General features: G+C 75.2%; 18 protein-coding genes. 10 read left to right on the top strand and 8 right to left on the bottom strand.

Features of this window, described 5'->3' with window-relative positions:
- Positions 1-35: 35 nt before the first annotated feature.
- From MTO91_RS21705 to secA, 3 genes are all read left to right on the top strand, one after another.
- Entirely contained in the window at positions 36-770 is a 735-nt protein-coding gene (locus MTO91_RS21705) for a ComF family protein (RefSeq protein ID WP_308816902.1), read from the top strand.
- Between the two features lie 320 nt (positions 771-1090).
- Positions 1091-1750, top strand: a complete 660-nt coding sequence (hpf, locus tag MTO91_RS21700) for a ribosome hibernation-promoting factor, HPF/YfiA family (protein ID WP_073576336.1) — start codon at positions 1091-1093, stop codon at positions 1748-1750.
- A 219-nt stretch (positions 1751-1969) separates the two neighbouring features.
- The gene (secA, locus tag MTO91_RS21695) at positions 1970-4795 is read left to right on the top strand and encodes a preprotein translocase subunit SecA (protein ID WP_405415234.1); all 2826 of its coding nucleotides are present in this window, start codon (positions 1970-1972) and stop codon (positions 4793-4795) included.
- A 39-nt stretch (positions 4796-4834) separates the two neighbouring features.
- On the opposite strand, the gene MTO91_RS21690 is transcribed toward secA, so the two are convergent.
- Positions 4835-5680 (bottom strand): Rv3235 family protein, encoded by an 846-nt coding sequence (locus MTO91_RS21690; protein WP_476652535.1) that lies wholly within the window; start codon positions 5678-5680, stop codon positions 4835-4837.
- 280 nt (positions 5681-5960) lie between these two features.
- Between MTO91_RS21690 and MTO91_RS21685 the strand changes: the two genes are divergently transcribed.
- Genes MTO91_RS21685 through MTO91_RS21670 form a run of 4 tightly spaced genes read left to right on the top strand, consistent with a single transcriptional unit; the run spans position 5961 to position 8680 of the window.
- Positions 5961-6464 carry a MarR family winged helix-turn-helix transcriptional regulator gene (locus tag MTO91_RS21685; protein ID WP_405415239.1) on the top strand — a complete coding sequence of 168 codons (504 nt, stop codon included), beginning with the start codon at positions 5961-5963 and terminating at the stop codon, positions 6462-6464.
- A 16-nt stretch (positions 6465-6480) separates the two neighbouring features.
- Complete coding sequence (locus MTO91_RS21680) at positions 6481-7467, top strand: ABC transporter ATP-binding protein (protein WP_251784272.1); 987 nt, start codon at positions 6481-6483, stop codon at positions 7465-7467.
- Positions 7464-8228 carry an ABC transporter permease gene (locus MTO91_RS21675; protein ID WP_178376074.1) on the top strand — a complete coding sequence of 255 codons (765 nt, stop codon included), beginning with the start codon at positions 7464-7466 and terminating at the stop codon, positions 8226-8228. The genes MTO91_RS21680 and MTO91_RS21675 overlap by 4 nt, the downstream gene beginning before the upstream one ends.
- A 47-nt stretch (positions 8229-8275) precedes the next feature.
- The gene (locus MTO91_RS21670) at positions 8276-8680 is read left to right on the top strand and encodes an HAD-IA family hydrolase (RefSeq protein WP_476652533.1); all 405 of its coding nucleotides are present in this window, start codon (positions 8276-8278) and stop codon (positions 8678-8680) included.
- Between the two features lie 118 nt (positions 8681-8798).
- Here the strand turns inward: MTO91_RS21670 and MTO91_RS21665 are convergent, their stop codons facing one another.
- The 3 genes from MTO91_RS21665 to MTO91_RS21655 are packed head-to-tail and all read right to left on the bottom strand — an operon-like array spanning position 8799 to position 11167.
- Positions 8799-9059, bottom strand: coding sequence for an antitoxin (locus MTO91_RS21665; protein WP_073576330.1), 261 nt, complete (start codon positions 9057-9059; stop codon positions 8799-8801).
- 19 nt (positions 9060-9078) lie between these two features.
- Positions 9079-10350 carry an alpha-hydroxy acid oxidase gene (locus MTO91_RS21660; protein ID WP_405415243.1) on the bottom strand — a complete coding sequence of 424 codons (1272 nt, stop codon included), beginning with the start codon at positions 10348-10350 and terminating at the stop codon, positions 9079-9081.
- A gap of 22 nt (positions 10351-10372) precedes the next feature.
- Entirely contained in the window at positions 10373-11167 is a 795-nt protein-coding gene (locus MTO91_RS21655) for a TrmH family RNA methyltransferase (protein ID WP_062397518.1), read from the bottom strand.
- Here MTO91_RS21655 and MTO91_RS21650 point away from each other — a divergent pair.
- Both MTO91_RS21650 and MTO91_RS21645 read left to right on the top strand, forming a co-directional pair.
- Positions 11166-12635 (top strand): WS/DGAT/MGAT family O-acyltransferase, encoded by a 1470-nt coding sequence (locus MTO91_RS21650; RefSeq protein ID WP_476652530.1) that lies wholly within the window; start codon positions 11166-11168, stop codon positions 12633-12635. The genes MTO91_RS21655 and MTO91_RS21650 overlap by 2 nt on opposite strands.
- Complete coding sequence (locus MTO91_RS21645) at positions 12632-13138, top strand: DUF6912 family protein (RefSeq protein WP_073576326.1); 507 nt, start codon at positions 12632-12634, stop codon at positions 13136-13138. The genes MTO91_RS21650 and MTO91_RS21645 overlap by 4 nt, the downstream gene beginning before the upstream one ends.
- Positions 13139-13152: 14 nt before the next feature.
- On the opposite strand, the gene MTO91_RS21640 is transcribed toward MTO91_RS21645, so the two are convergent.
- Positions 13153-13983, bottom strand: a complete 831-nt coding sequence (locus MTO91_RS21640; RefSeq protein WP_405415249.1) for a crotonase/enoyl-CoA hydratase family protein — start codon at positions 13981-13983, stop codon at positions 13153-13155.
- 32 nt (positions 13984-14015) lie between these two features.
- Between MTO91_RS21640 and MTO91_RS21635 the strand changes: the two genes are divergently transcribed.
- Positions 14016-14954, top strand: coding sequence for an SMP-30/gluconolactonase/LRE family protein (locus tag MTO91_RS21635; protein ID WP_476652529.1), 939 nt, complete (start codon positions 14016-14018; stop codon positions 14952-14954).
- A 9-nt stretch (positions 14955-14963) separates the two neighbouring features.
- Here MTO91_RS21635 and MTO91_RS21630 read toward each other — a convergent pair whose 3' ends face one another.
- The 3 genes from MTO91_RS21630 to aroA are packed head-to-tail and all read right to left on the bottom strand — an operon-like array spanning position 14964 to position 18125.
- Positions 14964-15764 carry a hypothetical protein gene (locus MTO91_RS21630; protein ID WP_405415254.1) on the bottom strand — a complete coding sequence of 267 codons (801 nt, stop codon included), beginning with the start codon at positions 15762-15764 and terminating at the stop codon, positions 14964-14966.
- Between the two features lie 47 nt (positions 15765-15811).
- A complete protein-coding gene (gene rsgA / locus MTO91_RS21625; protein ID WP_208824101.1) occupies positions 15812-16831 on the bottom strand; it encodes a ribosome small subunit-dependent GTPase A in 1020 nt (339 codons plus the stop codon).
- Position 16832: 1 nt separating this feature from the next.
- Positions 16833-18125, bottom strand: coding sequence for a 3-phosphoshikimate 1-carboxyvinyltransferase (gene aroA / locus MTO91_RS21620; RefSeq protein ID WP_346104308.1), 1293 nt, complete (start codon positions 18123-18125; stop codon positions 16833-16835).
- Positions 18126-18158: the final 33 nt, after the last annotated feature.

Raw genomic sequence — 18158 nt, 5'->3', positions numbered from 1 at the left:
CCGCGGCGACGGTGCCGGGGGCGAGTATCGGAGCCGTGACCCCGACCCGAGCCCCGTCCCCGGCCGCCGCCCTGCTGGACCTCCTCCTGCCCCGGACCTGCGGTGGCTGCGGTGCCGGGCCGCCCGGCAGCGGGGGCTGGTGCCCGGCCTGCGCGCAGGACACCGCGGGCCCGGTGCCGGTCCGGGTGCCCGGCGCCGGCCGGGTCGCGGCCGCCGGGCGCTACCGCGGGCCGCTGCGCCGGGCCGTGCTGGCCTACAAGGAGCGCGGCCGGCGGGACCTGGCGCCGGATCTGGCCGGGCTGCTGGTGGGCCCGGTGTCGGCGGTGCTCGCGCCGCGGGCCGACGGGACGCCGGACCCGGCCGCGGTGCGCCTGGTGCCGGCCCCGTCCCGGCCGTCGGCGGCCCGGGTGCGCGGCGGCGACCACGTGCTGCGACTGTGCCGGGCGCTGGCGCCGCTGCTGACCGCTTCCGGGCTGCCGGCCCGCACCGATGCGGTCCTGGCCCTGCACCGCCGCGCCCGGGACTCGGTGGGGCTCGACGGCGCGGGCCGGGCGGCGAACCTGGCCTCGGCGCTGCACCCGGCCCGGGGCCGCGAGCCGGTGCCCGCGGCCCCGGGGGAGGCGGTGCTGCTGGTCGACGACGTCGTGACCTCCGGGGCGACCCTGCGGGCCTGCGGGGCGGCGCTCGCCGCATCCGGACTGCCCGCCGTGGGTGCCGTGGTGCTCGCCGACGCCTCGGCCCGACGGCGCCTACCGGGTGGCCGACTGTGACAGCGGTCACACGGGTCGGCGGGTCAGCCGATCTGCCGGTCAGTCGTCCACAGTGGTCGCCGGAAGCGCGATCCGGAGGTGAGCGTGCCGCTCCGCGGGCGACGGGTCACCCGGGTGCCGCAGGGTCGTCGCACACCGCGTCCGATGGCACCAGGGTGTCCACCCGACGGGTCGGCGAACGACCTGTCCCGGAGGCGGATTTCCCGATAACGTCCGCTGAACTCCGACCGCTACCACATCAGGAGGAACGACCGCGAGCCCACCCCCCGGGGCCGTCGTCGGGTCCCGGGTTCAGCACGACTGAAGCGAGGGATGTTCGAGTGGAGATCGTCGTCACCGGCCGGAACGTCGAGGTGCCGGAGCACTTCCGTGGCCTGGTCCAGGACAAGCTCAGCCGCCTGGAGCGCCACGACCACAAGATCGTCGGAATGGAGGTGGAGCTCTTCCACGAGCCGAACCGCCGTCAGCAGAAGTCCTGCCAGCGCGTCGAGATCACCGGGCGCGGCGGCTGCGGAGCCGTCGCCCGCGCCGAGGCCTCCGCCGCCGACTTCTACGCCGCGCTCGACATGGCCGTCGGCAAGCTCGCCGAACGGCTGCGCCGCTCCCACGACCGCCGCAAGCCCAGCCGCCGCGACCGCGTGGCCGCCTCCCGCGCAGCCGCCGACGCCTCGGCCGTCGCGCTGATGGAAGCGGCCCCTCCCGTCACCGACACCATCCCGGCACCGCGCAGCCACGACGAGTCCCTCACCGACGACGAGCTGCTCCGGCTGGAGGAGCAGTGGGAGGCCGAGTACCGGCCCGGTCGGATCGTGCGCGAGAAGACCCACCCGGCCACCCCGATGACCGTCGACGAGGCGCTCTCGCGCATGGAGCTCGTCGGTCACGACTTCTACCTGTTCTCCTGCAGTGACACCGGTCGCGCCTCGGTCGTCTACCGCCGCCGCGGCTACGACTACGGCGTGATCCGGCTCGACGGCTGACGGCACACGACCGGCGGTGGCCGCGCCGCGACGGGGTGAGCTGTCCCCGCCGCGGCGCGGACCTGCCACGGCGTGCCCGTACCATGGTCGGCGGGGGTCCGCCCGCCGCGCCGCGCCGGTGCCGCGCCGGTGCCGTTCACGGCGCCGACCGGGTGCCGGGCGTGCGCGGAGACCGTGGTGGGGCCCCGTGACCTGACCGCGACGTGAATGAGGTCGGCAGTGCCCTTCCTGAGTCGACTCCTCCGGGCCGGCGAGACCAAGCTGGTGAAGCGGCTCGCGAAGATCGCCGCGCACATCGACGGACTGGAGCCCGATTTCGAGGGCCTCACCGATACGCAGCTGCGCGCCAAGACCGATGAGTTCCGCCGTCGCCACGCCGACGGCGAGTCGCTCGACGAGCTGCTGCCCGAGGCCTTCGCCACCGTGCGCGAGGCCGCCCGGCGCACGCTGGGTCAGCGTCCGTTCACCGTGCAGCTGATGGGTGCCGGTGCGCTGCACATGGGCAACGTGTCGGAGATGGGCACCGGTGAGGGCAAGACCCTGACCTCGACGCTGGCCGTCTACCTCAACGCGCTGCCCGGCGACGGCGTGCACGTGGTCACCACGAACGACTACCTCGCCAAGCGCGACTCCGAGACCATGGGCCGCATCCACCGCTGGCTCGGTCTCACCGTCGGCGTGATCCTGTCGGAGATGACCCCGGCGCAGCGCCGCGAGCAGTACGCCTGCGACGTCACGTACGGCACGAACAACGAGTTCGGTTTCGACTACCTGCGCGACAACATGGCGTGGAACACCGCCGACATGGTCCAGCGCGGGCACAACTTCGCCATCGTCGACGAGGCGGACTCGATCCTCATCGACGAGGCCCGCACGCCGCTGATCATCTCCGGCCCGGCCGAGCAGAGCGCCCGCTGGTACCAGGAGTTCGCGCGGCTCGCGCCGATGCTGTCCAAGGACATCCACTACGAGGTCGACGAGCGCAAGCGCACCGTCGGCATCACCGAGGAGGGTGTCGCGCTGATCGAGGACCAGCTCGGCATCGACAACCTCTACGAGTCCGCGAACACCCCGCTGGTCGGCTACCTGAACAACGCGGTCAAGGCCAAGGAGCTGTTCAAGAAGGACAAGGACTACATCGTCAACGACGGTGAGGTCCTGATCGTCGACGAGTTCACCGGTCGTGTGCTCGCCGGCCGTCGCTACAACGAGGGCATGCACCAGGCGATCGAGGCCAAGGAAGGCGTCGAGATCAAGCCGGAGAACCAGACCCTGGCGACGATCACGCTGCAGAACTTCTTCCGGCTCTACGACAAGCTCGCCGGCATGACCGGTACGGCCCAGACCGAGGCCGCCGAGCTCCACGAGATCTACAAGATGTCGGTCGTCTCGATCCCGCCGAACCGGCCGCGGGTGCGCGCCGACCAGGCCGACCTGATCTACAAGACCGAGCCCGCGAAGTTCGAGGCGGTCGCCGACGACATCGCCGAGAAGCACGAGAAGGGCCAGCCGGTCCTGATCGGTACGACGAGCGTCGAGAAGTCCGAGTACCTGGCGACGCTGCTGTTGCGCCGCGGGGTGCCGCACGAGGTGCTCAACGCGAAGAACCATGCGCGTGAGGCACAGATCATCGCCCAGGCCGGGCACGCGGGCGCCGTCACCGTCGCCACGAACATGGCCGGTCGCGGTACCGACATCATGCTCGGCGGCAACCCCGAGTTCCTCGCCGACCTGGAGCTGCGCAGCCAGGGCCTGGACCCGGTCGAGACCCGTGAGCAGTACGAGGCCGCGTGGGACGCGGTGCTCGACCGCATGCGCAAGCAGGTCAAGGCCGAGGCCGACGAGGTCCGCGCCGCGGGCGGGCTCTACGTGCTCGGCACCGAGCGCCACGAGTCCCGCCGCATCGACAACCAGCTGCGCGGCCGGTCCGGCCGTCAGGGCGACCCGGGCGAGTCCCGCTTCTACCTGTCCCTCGGCGACGAGCTGATGCGCCGGTTCAACGGCCAGGTCGTCGAGTCGATCATGAACCGGTTCAACCTGCCGGACGACGTGCCGATCGAGGCGGGGATGGTCACCCGCGCGATCCGCAGCGCGCAGACCCAGGTCGAGCAGCAGAACTTCGAGATCCGCAAGAACGTCCTCAAGTACGACGAGGTGCTCAACCAGCAGCGCAAGGTCATCTACGACGAGCGCCGCCGGGTCCTCGACGGCGAGGACGTGCAGCGCCAGACCCGCAACATGCTCGAGGACGTCATCCACGCCTACGTCGCCGGCGCCACCGCCGAGGGCTACTCCGAGGACTGGGACCTCGAGAAGCTGTGGACCGCGGTCAAGGGCCTGTACCCGATCCAGCTCGACTGGCGCACCGTCGCCGACGACATCGACGACCTGTCGGCCGAGGAGCTCGAGCGGGTCATCCTCGCCGACGCCGAGGCCGCGTACGCCCGGCGCGAGGCCGAGATCGACGCGTTGATCGGCGCCCAGGGCGGGATGCGCGAGCTCGAGCGCCAGGTCCTGATGCAGGTCATCGACCGCAAGTGGCGCGAGCACCTCTACGAGATGGACTACCTCAAGGAGGGCATCGGGCTCCGGGCCATGGCCCAGCGCGACCCGGTGATCGAGTACCAGCGCGAGGGCTTCGACATGTTCTCCGCGATGCTCGAGGGCATCAAGGAGGAGACGATCGGGCACCTGTTCAACGTCGTCGTCCAGGTGCAGCAGCCGGCCGCCCCCGTCCAGGAGGCCGAGCCGGAGACGACCGAGATCCCGGTCGTACGCCGGGTCCCGGCCGAGGACCCCGCCGAGTCCACCGTGGTCCTGCCGAACCTGTTCCGCACCAGCCCGCCGCAGAACCTGCAGTACAGCGGCCCGGGCGAGGACGGCGGGGTCGCGCGTCGCGGCGAGGGCGGGGCGGCCGCCCCGGGCACCGGTCGTACCGGTCGTCACCAGGTCCCGGCCCGTGGCCACGGGGCGTCCCCGAACGGCGACGACGGCGTCAACCGCGCCGAGCGGCGCCGCGCGGAGAAGGCCCGCCGGCGGCGCTGAGCTCCGGGCGCCGCCGGCCGGGCTCGGCCGCGTCGCGCCTCACACGAGCCGGACGGCGGTGGCGAGCCACCGGCCGTCCGGCGCCCGGTCCAGCCGCAGCGCCAGGGCACGCACCCGCCCGGCGACGCTGACGGTCGCGCAGACCTCGGCGACGTCCGGCCGAGGCAGACCGAGGTGCACCCGCGGCGCCCGGCGTGCGGTCGAGCCGCCCGGGCTCCCGCAACCGGGGGCACCGACCCGTCCCCCGGGGCCCGGGCGGCCACGGGGCGGGCGCGCCGGGTGCACGATCCGGGCCGCGGTCAGGTAGCGGCGCACCGCCGGGGTGGTGACGGCGGTGACCCCGTCCGGCGGGCGGCGCCCGGCGAGCACCTCGGTCAGCAGCCGGACGATCTCGTGGGCCGGGGCCCGGACCCGCTCGGCGTCGGCCGGGGAGGTCTCCTCGGGCACCGTCGGCGCCGGGACGGGGCGGACCGCCCCGCGCGGTGCGGGCGCCGGTCCGGAGGACATCCGGAACCCACCCGGCAGGACGACGACGACCCCCGGTGCGAGCGGTTCCGGCACCTCGGCGGGGGTGCGGACCAGGAGCGCGCCGGGGCCGGGCGGCGGCGGAGCCTGCCCGTCGACGGCCCCGGCCTGCGCGGACGTGACCGGGGACCCGGACGCGTCGACGGCACCGGTGTCGGCGCCCGGTGCCGGGGCGACGGCGGGCGCCGCCGTCCCCACCCGCGAGGCCGCGTGCCGCGCGTGGCCGGCCGCAACCGGGGCGGGACGGGCCCGGTTCCCGGGAGGCGGTGGCGCGGGCGCGGCGCGTGTGCCGGGAGTGGTGTCGGTCCGCGGGCCGGAGGCGCCCCCCGCCGGGGCGGTGCCGGTCGTCGTCGTGGTCACGGCGCCAGACTGCGACGGTCCCGGTGGCCGCGACGGGGCCCGGCCCGGATCCGCCACCGGATCGTCCGGTGCCGCACGATCCGGTGCCGCACGATCCGGTGCCGCACGGTCCGGGGGCGCACGTGCGGTCGGCGTGGTCCGGCGCCCCGACGGAGCCACGGAGGCGAGCGGTGCCTGCGCCACGGTCGGGAGCCGCCCTCCGGTGGGGCCGGTGTTCACGAACGCGACCGGCCCCGCCCGACCGCCCCCGCAGGGCCCCGCCGCGTCCTACCCTCCCGCGATGCCCGCACCCCACCTACCGGGACGCATCGACCTCACCCCGCCCCGTCTCGTCGCCGCTCCCGACCCGGTGGACGGCCCCGCGGAGTCGCTGGCCGACCTCGTCGTCCGGGCCGGGGCGGCGGTGCTCGCCGAACGCCGGCGGCGGACCGGGGGCCACGGCCTCGGTGTCACCGGGTTCGCCGTCCTCGACGTGCTGGAGCGGTGCGGCGGACTGGCCCAGCGCGAGCTCGCCGCCCGGGTCCGGGTCGCCCCGACCAGCCTGACCCCGGTCGTCGACGCGCTGGAGGCGGCGGGGCTGGTGGCCCGCCGCGGGGACCCGGCGGACCGGCGGGTACGGCTCGTCGCGCTCACCGACGCCGGGCGGGACCGGTGGCGCGACGCCCGCCCCGACGGGCGCGGACCGTGGCTGCGGGAGCCGGCGGACGGGCTCGACGACGCCGTCCGCGCCTACCTGCTCGCGGTGATCGCCGACCTGGAGCAGGATCGGCCCGACGTGACGTGATCGGCGGGGGAGTGCGATGGGACGGACCGCGGTCGAGGTGGTCGACCTGGTGAAGCGGTACCCGAAGGCGAAGGGCAACGCCGTCGACGGCCTGTCGTTCTCGGTGGCCGAGGGTGAGGTGTTCGGGCTGCTCGGGCCCAACGGCGCCGGGAAGACCACGACCGTCGGCGTGCTGACGACCCGCGTGGTGCCGACCTCGGGCACGGCCCGGGTCGCCGGGCTCGACGTGCGTGCCGACGCCGTTGCCGTCTGCGCGAAGCTGGCCGTCGTCCCGCAGCGCCAGAACCTGGACCGTTCCCTCGGTGTCCGCGACAACCTGGTCTTCCACGCCGCCTACCACGGCGTCGGGCGGGCGGAGCGCAACCGCCGCGCCGACGAGCTGCTGGAACGGATGGGGCTGACGGACAAGGCGAAGGCCGTCGCCGACGACCTGTCCGGCGGCCAGGCCCAGCGCGTCATGATCGCCCGCGGGCTCATGCACTCCCCGGAGGTGCTGTTCCTCGACGAACCCTCGACCGGCCTGGACCCGCAGGCCCGGCTGTTCGTCCACGACCAGATCAGCGGGCTGCGCGACGAGGGCGTGACCGTCGTGCTCACCACCCACGACATGGACGAGGCGCACAAGCTGTCGGACCGGATCGGGATCGTCGACCACGGGCGGCTGCTCGCGCTGGACACCCCGGACGCGCTGGTCCGGTCGCTGCCGGGCAGCGCGACCGTCGAGATCGTCGCCGACCACGGGCCCGGTGCGGCGGAGACGCTGCGCGTGGCGCTGGCCGGGTTGGGCGGTGTCGCGCGTGCCGAGACCCCGCCGGGCCGCGGCCCGGGGGAGAACGGCACCGTGTCGGCGTTCCGGCTGTCGGTCACCGCGGAGCCGGCGGCGCTGCTGGCGCCGGCCGTCGACCTGCTCGGGCGGCACGGCGCCACGGTGCGCGACGTCAGTCTGGGGCAGGCGACGCTGGAGGACGTGTTCATCGACCTGACGGGCAGGGACCTGCGATGACCGGGCGTGCCTTCCTGGCGGTGCTGCGCCGCGACCTGTTCGTCACCGGCCGGGAGCTGCCGTCGTTCCTCGCCCAGACGCTGGTGCAGCCGTTCTTCTTCCTGCTGGTCTTCGTCGTGGTGCTCGGCCGCGGCGGCTTCGTGTCACCCGAGTACGGGCAGATCATGCTGCCCGGCCTGATCGCGCTGAACGCGATGTTCGGCGCCCTGCAGGCGGTGACGCTGCCGCTGGTGTTCGAGCTGTCCTGGACGCGGGAGATCGACGACCGGCTGCTCGCGCCGATGCCCGTGTGGGCCGTCGCCGTCGAGAAGATCGCCTTCGCGGGGCTGCGCGGCCTGCTCGCCAGTCTGCTGATGGTCCCCATCGGATTCGCGATGATCGACATCCGGTGGCCGGCCGAGGGGTTGGCCCCCGCGCTGCTGATGGTGGTGCTCGGGAGCCTGCTCGGTGCGGCGATGGGGCTCACCATCGGCACCGCGGTGCCGCCGCGGCGGATCAACATCCTGTTCGCGGTGATCTTCACACCGCTGCTGTTCACCGGCTCGGTGCAGTACCCGTGGCTCACCCTGGCCGACCTGCGCTGGTTCCAGGTGTTGTCGGCGGTGAACCCGCTGACCTACGTCAGCGAGGGGATCCGCGCGTCGCTGGTGCCGCAGGTCCCGCACATCCCGCTGTGGGTGTGCGTGCTCGTCCCGGTGGCGGCGATCGTGCTGTTCACCCTGCTGGGGATCCGCGGCTTCCTGCGCCGGGCCCTCGACTGAGCCGCGGAGCGCCCCGGGAGGCGGCGACACTCGGTACCGTCGGCCGGGTGGCGGACACCCGGACCCTGCGTGGCCTGATCGTCGACTACGGCGGGGTGCTCGACGACCCCGCCGACGGGGCCCTGCTGCTCGCCTACGCCCGTCGCGCCGCGGCGGCGGGGGTCCGCACCGCACTGTTCTCCGGCGCGCACGCGGTGCCCGACGAGGTCGCCGCGGCGTTCGGCACGGTGCTCCTCGGTGCGGTCCGCGGGGCCCGCAAGCCGAGCCCGGACTCCTTCGCCGCCGCCGCGGCGGAGCTGGGCCTGCCCGCGGGGGACTGCGTCGTCGTCGACGACATGGGGGCGTGCGTGCGCGGCGCCGCCGCGGCCGGGGCGGTCGGGGTGCGCCACACCGGCGCCGAGACCACCCTCGGTGAGCTGGAGGTCCTGCTCGGGGTGCCCGCCCGCGACTGAGCCCCGGGCGACCCGCGGCGCAGCCGGGGCGCACCCCGGACATGCGGAGGCGCCGCCCGCAGCGTGCGGACGGCGCCTCGTGGGCAGCCCGGCGGTGGCCGGACCGGTCGTGCCCTGCTTACTGCTGCGGGGGCGGCGGCGGGGCCTGGCCCGGCGCGGGCGGCGGCGGGGCCTGGCCGTCCGGACCCGGCTGACCGGGGGGCGGCGGCGCGGCGGTGTCACCGGTGCCGGTCCGCTCGCGGGCGAACTTGGTCGCGGTGTCGATCTGACCGTCGTGACCGTACTTCTGCTTGGCCGCGTCGCCGACCTTGTTCAGGGCCTGGTCGACCTTGTCGTCGTGCTTGCCGAGCAGTTCCTTGGCCTTGTCCAGGAAACTCATGCGCCCCATGCTGGCCCCGTCAGCGCCGGGGCGCAGTGCCGGGCCGTCGCTCGTTCGGGTGATGGCGGCCGCCGGTCGCCGAGCGGAGCCGGGCGTGCTCCGGGCGGAGGTCGTCCACCCGGGTGACGCCGAGCAGCTGCATCGTCCGCTCCACCTCGGCGCGCAGGATCTCCACCGCGCGGGACACCCCGGCCTCGCCACCGGCCATCAGCCCGTACAGGTAGGCGCGGCCCACCAGCGCCGCGCGGGCGCCGAGCGCGACGGCGGCGACGACGTCGCCGCCGTGGGTGATCCCGGTGTCCACCAGGACCTCCGCGTCGTCGCCGAGCTCCTGCACCACCGGCTCGATCAGCTCGGCGGGCACCGGGGCCCGGTCCAGCTGCCGTCCGCCGTGGTTGGACAGCAGCACGCCGTCGGCGCCCGCGTCGGCGACGCGGCGGGCGTCGGTGACCGACTGGACGCCCTTGACCACCAGCTTCCCGGGCCAGGCCCCGCGCAGCCAGGTGACGTCGTCGAGGTTCAGCGCCGGGTCGAACACCCGGTTGATCACCTCGTAGGGGCTGCCGCCGCCCGCGGCGAGCGACTCGAACGTCAGCGGCTCGGTGGTGAGCAGGTCGAACCACCAGCGGGGGTGGCGGGCGCCGTCGACGAAGGTCCGCAGCGACAGCGCGGGCGGGATGGACAGGCCGTTGCGGGCGTCGCGGCGCCGGTTGCCGCCGACCGGGGTGTCCACGGTGAGCAGCAGCGTGTCGTAGCCGGCCTCCCGCGCCCGGGAGACGAGCTCGTGGGCGACCGAGCGGTCGCGCCACAGGTAGAGCTGGAACCAGTGCCGCCCGCCGCGCCCGGCCTCGGCGACGCCCTCGATCGTCGTCGAGCCCATCGTCGAGAGCGCGTAGGGGATCCCGGCCCGCGCGGCGACGGCGGCGACCGCGCGCTCGCCCTCGGTGTGCATCATCCGCGTGAAGCCGGTCGGGGCCAGCGCGAACGGCAGCGACGAGCGACCGCCCAGGATGTCCCGGCCGGTGTCCACCCGCGAGACGTCGGTGAGCACGGTCGGCGAGAACTCCACCGACGCCCACACCTCGCGGGCCCGGCGCAGGCTCACCTCGTCCTCGGCGGCCCCGTCGGTGTAGTCGAACACGGCCCGCGGCGCGCGGCGCCGCGCCAGCTCGCGCAGGTCACCGATGCTCGACGCGCGGGCGAGCCGGGCCGCCGTACGGTCCAGGGTGAACGGGGCCGGCCGCAGCAGCGGCGCCAGCTCGGACGGGCGGGGAATGCGACGGCGCACCATCGCCCCGACACTAGGTGACCGGTCAGCGTCGGCGCAGCAGCTCGTAGGCGGCGACGGCGCCGGCGGAGGCGACGTTGAGCGACTCCACCCCGCCGTACATCGGCAGCGAGAGGATCCCGTCGAGCCGGGAACGGACGTCCTCGGTCAGGCCGTCGGTCTCGTTGCCCAGCACCAGCGCGACCCGGGGCGGGAGCGACGCCTCCAGCAGCGAGTCGCCGCCGGCGTCGAGCCCGAACACCCCGAACCCGGCGGCGTGCATGAGGTCGACGCCCTCGGTGGCGGTGGCGCAGCGCAGCACCGGCGCGGCGAACGCCACCCCGGCCGACGCCTTGATCACCAGCGGGTCGATGGCGGGCACCCCGCGGCGGGGCAGCAGCACGCCGTCCAGACCGGCGGCCGTCGCGCTGCGCAGGATCATCCCGACGTTCGACGGGTTGGTGACGGCGTCGAGGACCAGCACCGACGCCGGCCGCCGGGTGCCCAGATCGGACAGGAAGTGCTCCAGCGGCGACATCCGCGGGGCGACGACGTCGGCCAGCACACCCTGGTCGTGGCGGCCGTTGCCGGCCAGCACCTTCACCCGCTGCGCGGTCGCGCGCTGCACCGGCACCCCGCGGCCGCGGGCGGCCGCGGTGATCTCGCGCTCGCCGCCACCGCGCACCGTGTCGGCCAGCACGACCTTGTCGACCTCCAGGTCGGGGTCGGCCAGCGCCTCCAGGACGGGCTTGCGGCCGTAGACCGTGATGAACCGGTCCTTCGGGGAGACCGCACCTGCATCGCTCACGGGGAGAAGCGTCGCACGTAGGATCGCGGCCATGCCGTCCCGGCTCTCCGCACTCGACGCGTCCTTCCTGTACCTGGAGGAGGCGACCACACCGATGCACGTCGGCGGGGTCGCCGTGTTCGACCGCCCCGACAACGGCTTCGACTACGACCGGCTGGTCGAGCTCATCGAGCAGCGCATCGCGCTGGTGCCGCGCTACCGGCAGAAGGTCCGCCACGTCCCGGGCAACCTCGCACGCCCGGTGTGGGTCGACGACCCCGAGTTCGACATCGCCTACCACGTGCGCCGGTCCGCGCTGCCCCGTCCGGGCAGCGAGGAGCAGCTGACCGAGCTGGTCGGGCGCCTGATGTCCCGCCCGCTGGACCACACCCGCCCGCTGTGGGAGATGTACCTCATCGAGGGCCTCGCCCCCGCAGCGGACGGCGGCGGCGACGGCGGACGCGTCGCGATCCTCACCAAGACCCACCAGGCGATGGTCGACGGGATCTCCGCCATCGACATCGGACAGGTCATCCTGGACGTGTCCGCCGAGCCGCGGGACACCCCGGACGAGCTGTGGATGCCGCGCCCGGAGCCGACCGACGGCCAGCTCGTGCTCGACGCGATCTCCGAGGCCGTCACCCGCCCCACCGAGATCGTGGACAACGTCCGGGTCGCCGCGGGCGACGCGCTGGCCACCGTCGGCAAGCTCGCCGGGGCCGCGGGCAAGGTCCTGAACATGGCCCGCACCGCGGGCCGCCGCGCGCCCGGGCTCCCGTTGAACGCCGAGATCTCCACCCAGCGCCGGTTCGCGATGGCCCGCACCGACCTGGAGGACTACCGCAAGGTCCGCGCCGCGTACGGCTGCGATGTCAACGACGTGGTGCTCGCCGTCATCGCCGGTGCCCTGCGCACCTGGCTGATGTCGCGCGGCGAGCCGGTCGCCGGGTCGTCGTCGGTGCGGGCGCTGGTGCCGCTGTCGGTGCGCGGGGAGGGCGACGTGCCCAGCTCGGCGACCGGCGGGTCGCTCGGGAACCGGGTGGCGTCGTTCCTGGTGGACCTGCCCGTCGGCGAGCCGAGCCCGCTGGTGCGGCTGCACCAGGTCACCCACCAGATGCGCGAGCACACCGACACCGGCGACGCCGTCGGCGCCGACACGCTGGTGCGGATCGGCGGGTTCGCCCCGCCGACGCTGCACGCCGTCGGCGCCCGCGCCGCGAACGGCATGGCCCGGCACTTCTTCAACCTGGTCGTGACCAACGTGCCCGGCCCGCAGTTCCCGCTCTACGCGGCCGGGGCGCGGATGCTGGAGATGTTCCCGGTGGTGCCGCTGGCGAAGGGCCAGGCCGTCTCCATCGGCCTGACCAGCTACGACGGTGGCGTGTACTACGGGCTGAACGGGGACAGGGACGCCATGGGCGACCTGGAGGTGCTCGCCGGGATGGTGGACGAGTCACTCGAGGAGCTCCTCGAGACACTGCGACAGACACCGATGACACCCGTCAGAGGAGACGACCGTTGAGGATCTACCTCCCCGCGACCTGGCCGATGCTGGCCCGCACGGTGAAGACCGGGAACTTCGAGCCGCTGGGCGGCACCGCGTTCGCACTCACCCCGAAGCTGCGCGAGTCCTACACCGCGGGCGACGACGAGGAGCTCGAGTACGCCGCGATGAACGAGGCGGCGCGGGCGTCGCTGCGGCTGCTCTCGGTCGAGTTCGGGCTGGGCGAGGACGACACCCCCGCCCGCCGGGTCGTGGTGTCCGCCGACACCGACGACGTCACCCTGCGCCCCGACCTCGACGACGGAGCGGTCCGGGTGACCGGCCCGGTCCCGGTGTCGAAGATCGCCGCCGTGCACGTGGACCTGCCGGAGGCCGAGCACGCCGTCCGGGAGGCGGCCGGCGCGGTCGACAAGGCCGACCTGGGCGACATGGACGCCGAGTTCCTCGTCGGCGAGGCCGAGGACCACGAGCTGGCCTGGTACGACGGCACCGAGCTGCCGTTCCTCGTCGAGCTGGGCTGAGCCCCGGCGGGCGGTCAGCCCGTCCCGGCCGGCGGCCCCGGTGCGGGATCGGCGAACAGCGGGTCCCGCCCCTCCAGCCGCGCGGTCACCGCCTCGCGCTGGTTCGGGCTCGCGATCAGCGCACCGATCTCGGCCTGTTCGGCGGCGAGCTGCTCGGCGGGTGGGCGGGGCGCCGCGAGCAGCCGCTTCGCCGCACGCACGGCGTGCGGGTTGCGCGCGGCGATCTCGTGCGCGGTCGCCAGCGCGGCCGCCCGCGGGTCCTCGGCGGTGCGGGTCGCGAGCCCCAGCGCGACGGCCTCGGTGCCGGACACCGTGCGCCCGGTGAAGGTCAGGTCGCGGGCGACGTCGCGCCCGACCAGCTGCGGCAGCAGCAGCGTGCCGCCCATGTCGGGCACCAGGCCCCACACGATCTCCAGCACCGACAGCGTCGCGGTGGGCGCGACGATCCGCAGGTCCGCCCCCAGCGCGATCTGCAGCCCGCCGCCCAGCGCGTGCCCCTGCACGGCGGCGATCACCGGCACGTCCAGCTCGGCCCAGACGTGGGCGGCGCGCTGCCCGGTCGCGTGCGCCGGGGAGCCCTCGCGCGGCGGGGGCAGCTCGGCGGTGGCCGAGAGCCGTTCCCCGGAGCGCATCGCGCGGAACATGTCGCGGTCCAGCCCGGCGCAGAAGTCCGGCCCGTCCGCCGAGAGGACCACCGCGCGGACGTCCGTGCGGTCGCGCAGCGCCTCCGCGGCGTGCACGATCGCGGTGAACTGGACGACGTCGAGGGCGTTGCGGCGCTCCGGGCGGGTGAGCCGCACCTCGGCGACGCCGTCGTCCACGGTGGTCCGGACACGCTCGCTCATGCACCGGACCGTAACCCGGATCGGAGGCCGGTATGGCGTTCGTCGCGCCGCAGCTGCACGAGGTGACCCGTGGGCTCGCGTTCCCGGAGGGCCCGGTGGCGCTGTCCGACGGGTCGGTGCTCGTGGTCGAGATCGCGGCCGGGCGGCTGACCCGGGTGCTGCCCGACGGCGGCCACGTCACCGTCGCCGAGACCGGGGGTGGCCCGAACGGCGCCGCGATCGGCCCGGACGGCGCCGTCTACGTCTGCGACAACGGCGGCTTCACCTGGCACACCCGCCCCGACGGCACCGTGTACCCGGGCAACCAGCCCGAGGACTACCGCGGCGGCGCGATCCTGCGCGTCGACCCCGACACGGGCCGCTCCTCGGTGCTCCACGACGGCCTGCGCGGCCCCAACGACATCGTCTTCGCCGCCGACGGCACCTTCTGGTTCACCGACCTCGGCAAGCGCCGCCCCCGCGAGGTCGACCTCGGCGGGCTGTACCACGCCCGTCCCGACGGCTCGGCGCTCACCGAGGTCGTGCACCCGCTCATGACCCCGAACGGCGTGGGCCTGTCCCCGGACGGGTCACGGCTCTACGTCGCCGAGACCGCCACCGGCCGTGTCTGGTGCTGGGCGGTGACCGGACCCGGCGCGCTCGCCGCGCCGCCGGAGCTGCCCGGCCCGCCCGGCCCCGGCGACGCCCGGCTGCTGCACGGCTTCGCCGGGTTCCGCAACCTCGACTCGCTCGCCGTCGACGGCGACGGGAACGTCTGCGTGGCCACCCTGGTCTCCGGCGAGGTCAGCGTGCTGTCCCCGGCCGGGGAGCTGCTCGGCACCGTCGCGCCGCCCGAGCACGACCCGCACGTCACGAACATCTGCTTCGCCGGCGCCGGGTCGCGCGAGGCGTGGGTCACCTCGTCGGGGTGGGGGCGGCTCTACCGCTGCACCTGGCCGGTCGACGGCCTGGACCTGGCGTTCCGCCGCTGAGGGCCCGGGTCAGCCGCGGACCGGCGGCTCAATGGTGATCGGGGCGCCCCAGCCGTCGTAGCGGACGAGGACGTCGAGCGCCGCGCCGTCGGGGAGCTGCTGGCGGACCCGGCTGCGCAGCGGCCTGCGCTCGGCGTCGACCCAGATCTCCGCGCTCAGCCGGGTCAGCCCGGCCCGCTGCTGGGCCTGCAACGCCGTGCGGCGCGCCGGGTCGGTCTCGGTCGCCGCGGCCCGGACCAGGTCGACGACCAGTGTGTAGTGCACGGCCGGGGTGCCGTCGACGGCGTCGTCGGCGGCCTCGGCGACGAGCACCGCGTCCGGGTAGCGCGCGACCGCCCCCAGCGGGTCCAGTCCGGCGGCGACGTTCGCGGCCAGCGTCGCGTGGGACATCTGCTCCGGGGGCAGCGCCACCCGGCCGGCCTCGCCCCAGCCGCGGTCGCCGGGGCGCAGCCAGGTCCGGCCGTCGATCCGGATGAGCTCCGTGCTCCGGGCGACCGCGCCGGACGGGCCGGAGCGCAGCAGCAGCCGCACCGCGGGGGCGTCCCCGTCCTGGCCGACCCGCAGGGCGCCGTCGCCGGTCACCGGGACGGTCGTGCCGTCGTGGGTCAGGGTGCCCGCCACCGACAGCGTCGAGCCGCCGTCGAGCCGGGTACGGGCCCGGACGTCGGTGATCAGCGGCGCCGGGTCGTAGTACTTCGGCAGCGCGGCGGGCGCGGCGGCGGGCGGTGCGGGGGTGTCACCGAGGGAACCGGGCCAGGCGCAGCCGGTCAGCCCGGGCACCAGCACCGCCCCGCACAGCAGCAGCGTCATCGCGCGTCGTCCCGGCACTACCCGCTCCCCGGCCGTCGTCGTGATGGTCAGAACCTGTCGCTCGCCAGCGCCACCAGCACGCGGCGCAACGCCTCGAGTCTGCCTCCTCCGAGTGCGCCGGAGGCGACCAGGTCGTCCAGTGCGCACTCCGGGTCGGCGGGCGGCCCGAGGTGCCCGCAGCCGCGCGGGCAGTCCTCGATCGCGGTCGCCAGGTCGCCGAACGCGGCGACGACGTCGTCCGCACCGACGTGCGCCAGCCCGAACGAGCGCACCCCGGGGGTGTCGACCACCCAGCCGTCGGCGTGCGGGAACGCGAGCGCGGCGGTGGTCGTGTGCCGTCCCTTCCCGACACCCGACACGACCCCGGTGGCCTGCTCGGCGGCCGGGACGATCGCGTTGACCAGGGTGGACTTGCCGACCCCGGAGTGCCCGACCAGTGCGCACAGCCGCCCGGACAGCTCCTCGCGCAGCGCGTCCAGCCCGGACGGAGGCCCGGACTCCGAGCGCCCGGTCACCAGCACCGGCACGCCGAGCTCGCGGTACTGCGCCGCGAACGGCTCCGGGTCGGCGAGGTCGGACTTGGTCAGGCACAGCACCGGCTGCAGCCCACCGGCGAAGGCCGCGACCAGGCAGCGGTCGACGAACCCGCTGCGCGGCACCGGGTCGGCGACGGCGGTGACCACGATCAGCCGCTGTGCGTTCGCGACGACGATCCGCTCGTAGGGGTCGGTGTCGTCGGCGGTGCGGCGCAGCACGGTGTCACGCTCGGCGACCCGCACGATCCGGGCGAGGGTGTCCGGCTCTCCGGACAGGTCCCCGACGAGGTCCACCCGGTCCCCGACGACGACCGGCGTCCGGCCCAGCTCGCGGGCCCGCATGGCGACGACCTGGGGCAGGCCCGGGTCGGCGTCGACCGCGCAGGTCCACCGTCCCCGGTCGACGGCGGTGACCATCGCGCGGGTCGCGTCGGCGTGTGCGGGCCTGCGCTTGCTGCGCGGCCTGCTCCCGCGCCGTCCGGGGCGGACACGGACGTCGGACTCGTCGAGCCTGCTGATGTCGCGGGGCATGTCAGTTCCCGACCAGCGCCGCCCACCGGCCGGGGAAGTCCGGGATGGTCTTGTCGGTGCTCGCCACGTCGTCGATCTCGACGCCCGGCACCACCAGCCCGATGATCGCGCCCGCGGTCGCCATCCGGTGGTCGGCGTAGGCGCCCCACGGCCGGTCGGACCGCCCGGTGAGCGGCTTCGGCTCGATGACCAGGCCGTCCTCGGTCTCGGTGACGGCACCGCCGAGCGCGGTGATCTCGGTGGCGAGGGCGGCGAGCCGGTCGGTCTCGTGGCCCCGCAGGTGCCCGATCCCGCGCAGCCGCGAGGTGCCCGACGCCAGCGCGGCCACCGCGGCGACGGTGGGGGCGAGCTCGCCCGCGTCGTGCAGGTCGACGTCGACGCCGGTGAGCCGGTCCGGTCCGGTCACGGTGAGGCCGTCGGCGGTGTGCGTGACCGTGGCGCCGAACTGCTCCAGGACCGGCAGGACGTCGACGCCGGGCTGGGTGGTCTCGGCCGGCCAGCCGCGCACGGTGACCCGCCCGCCGGTCACGACGGCCGCGGCGAGGAACACCGAGGCGTTCGACAGGTCCGGCTCGACCGACCAGTCCCGCGCCGCGACCGGGCCGGGCTCGACCCGCCAGGTGTTCGGCTCGGCGTCGTCGACGGCCACCCCGGCGGCGCGCAGCATCTCCACGGTCATCGCGATGTGCGGCAGCGACGGCAGCGGCGCGCCCTCGTGGACCACGGTCACGCCGCGCTCGAACAGCGACCCGGACAGCAGCAGCCCGGACACGAACTGCGACGACGCCGACGCGTCGATCGTGACCTCGCCGCCCCGGACCGGGCCGCCGTCGAGCACGAACGGCAGCGCGTCGGCGGCGCCGTCGTAGGACACGGTGGCACCGAGTGCGCGCAGCGCGTCCAGCACGGTGCCCATCGGGCGCTCCCGGGCGCGCGGGTCGCCGTCGAAGCGGACCGCACCGGACGCCGTCGCCGCGGCCGGGGGGACGAACCGCATGACCGTGCCGGCGAGCCCGCAGTCGACCTCGGCGGGCGCCTCGGGGGTCCCGCCGCGCAGCCCGGGGTGCGCGCCGATCTCCACCGTGTCCCCGAGCGTGGTGACCGGGACGCCGAGCGCGGCGAGCGCCCCGGTCATCAGCGCGGTGTCGCGGGTGGGCGGGGCGCCGTCGACCCGGACACCGCCGCCGGACAGGCCGGCGAGCAGCAGCGCACGGTTGGTCACCGACTTCGACCCGGGGACGGTGACGGTGCCGGTCACCGGCGACCCGGGCGTGGGGGCGGTCCAGTTGCTCACGCCTCCATCCTTCCCCACGTGGGAGGATGGGGC

Source organism: Pseudonocardia sp. 2-7, from assembly GCF_056341085.1.
The sequence above is the reverse complement of the archived record's forward strand: the minus strand, read 5'-3'. Positions and strand labels throughout refer to the sequence as shown.

Bases quoted from the DNA above. Each gene is read 5' to 3' on its own strand.
- MTO91_RS21685 (WP_405415239.1), top strand. From the start codon at position 5,961: ATGCCCGCACCCCACCTACCGGGACGCATCGACCTCACCCCGCCCCGT.
- MTO91_RS21680 (WP_251784272.1), top strand. From the start codon at position 6,481: ATGGGACGGACCGCGGTCGAGGTGGTCGACCTGGTGAAGCGGTACCCG.
- MTO91_RS21675 (WP_178376074.1), top strand. From the start codon at position 7,464: ATGACCGGGCGTGCCTTCCTGGCGGTGCTGCGCCGCGACCTGTTCGTC.
- MTO91_RS21665 (WP_073576330.1), bottom strand. From the start codon at position 9,059: ATGAGTTTCCTGGACAAGGCCAAGGAACTGCTCGGCAAGCACGACGAC.
- MTO91_RS21660 (WP_405415243.1), bottom strand. From the start codon at position 10,350: ATGGTGCGCCGTCGCATTCCCCGCCCGTCCGAGCTGGCGCCGCTGCTG.
- MTO91_RS21650 (WP_476652530.1), top strand. From the start codon at position 11,166: ATGCCGTCCCGGCTCTCCGCACTCGACGCGTCCTTCCTGTACCTGGAG.
- MTO91_RS21655 (WP_062397518.1), bottom strand. From the start codon at position 11,167: ATGGCCGCGATCCTACGTGCGACGCTTCTCCCCGTGAGCGATGCAGGT.
- MTO91_RS21640 (WP_405415249.1), bottom strand. From the start codon at position 13,983: ATGAGCGAGCGTGTCCGGACCACCGTGGACGACGGCGTCGCCGAGGTG.
- MTO91_RS21635 (WP_476652529.1), top strand. From the start codon at position 14,016: ATGGCGTTCGTCGCGCCGCAGCTGCACGAGGTGACCCGTGGGCTCGCG.
- MTO91_RS21630 (WP_405415254.1), bottom strand. From the start codon at position 15,764: ATGACGCTGCTGCTGTGCGGGGCGGTGCTGGTGCCCGGGCTGACCGGC.
- rsgA (WP_208824101.1), bottom strand. From the start codon at position 16,831: ATGCCCCGCGACATCAGCAGGCTCGACGAGTCCGACGTCCGTGTCCGC.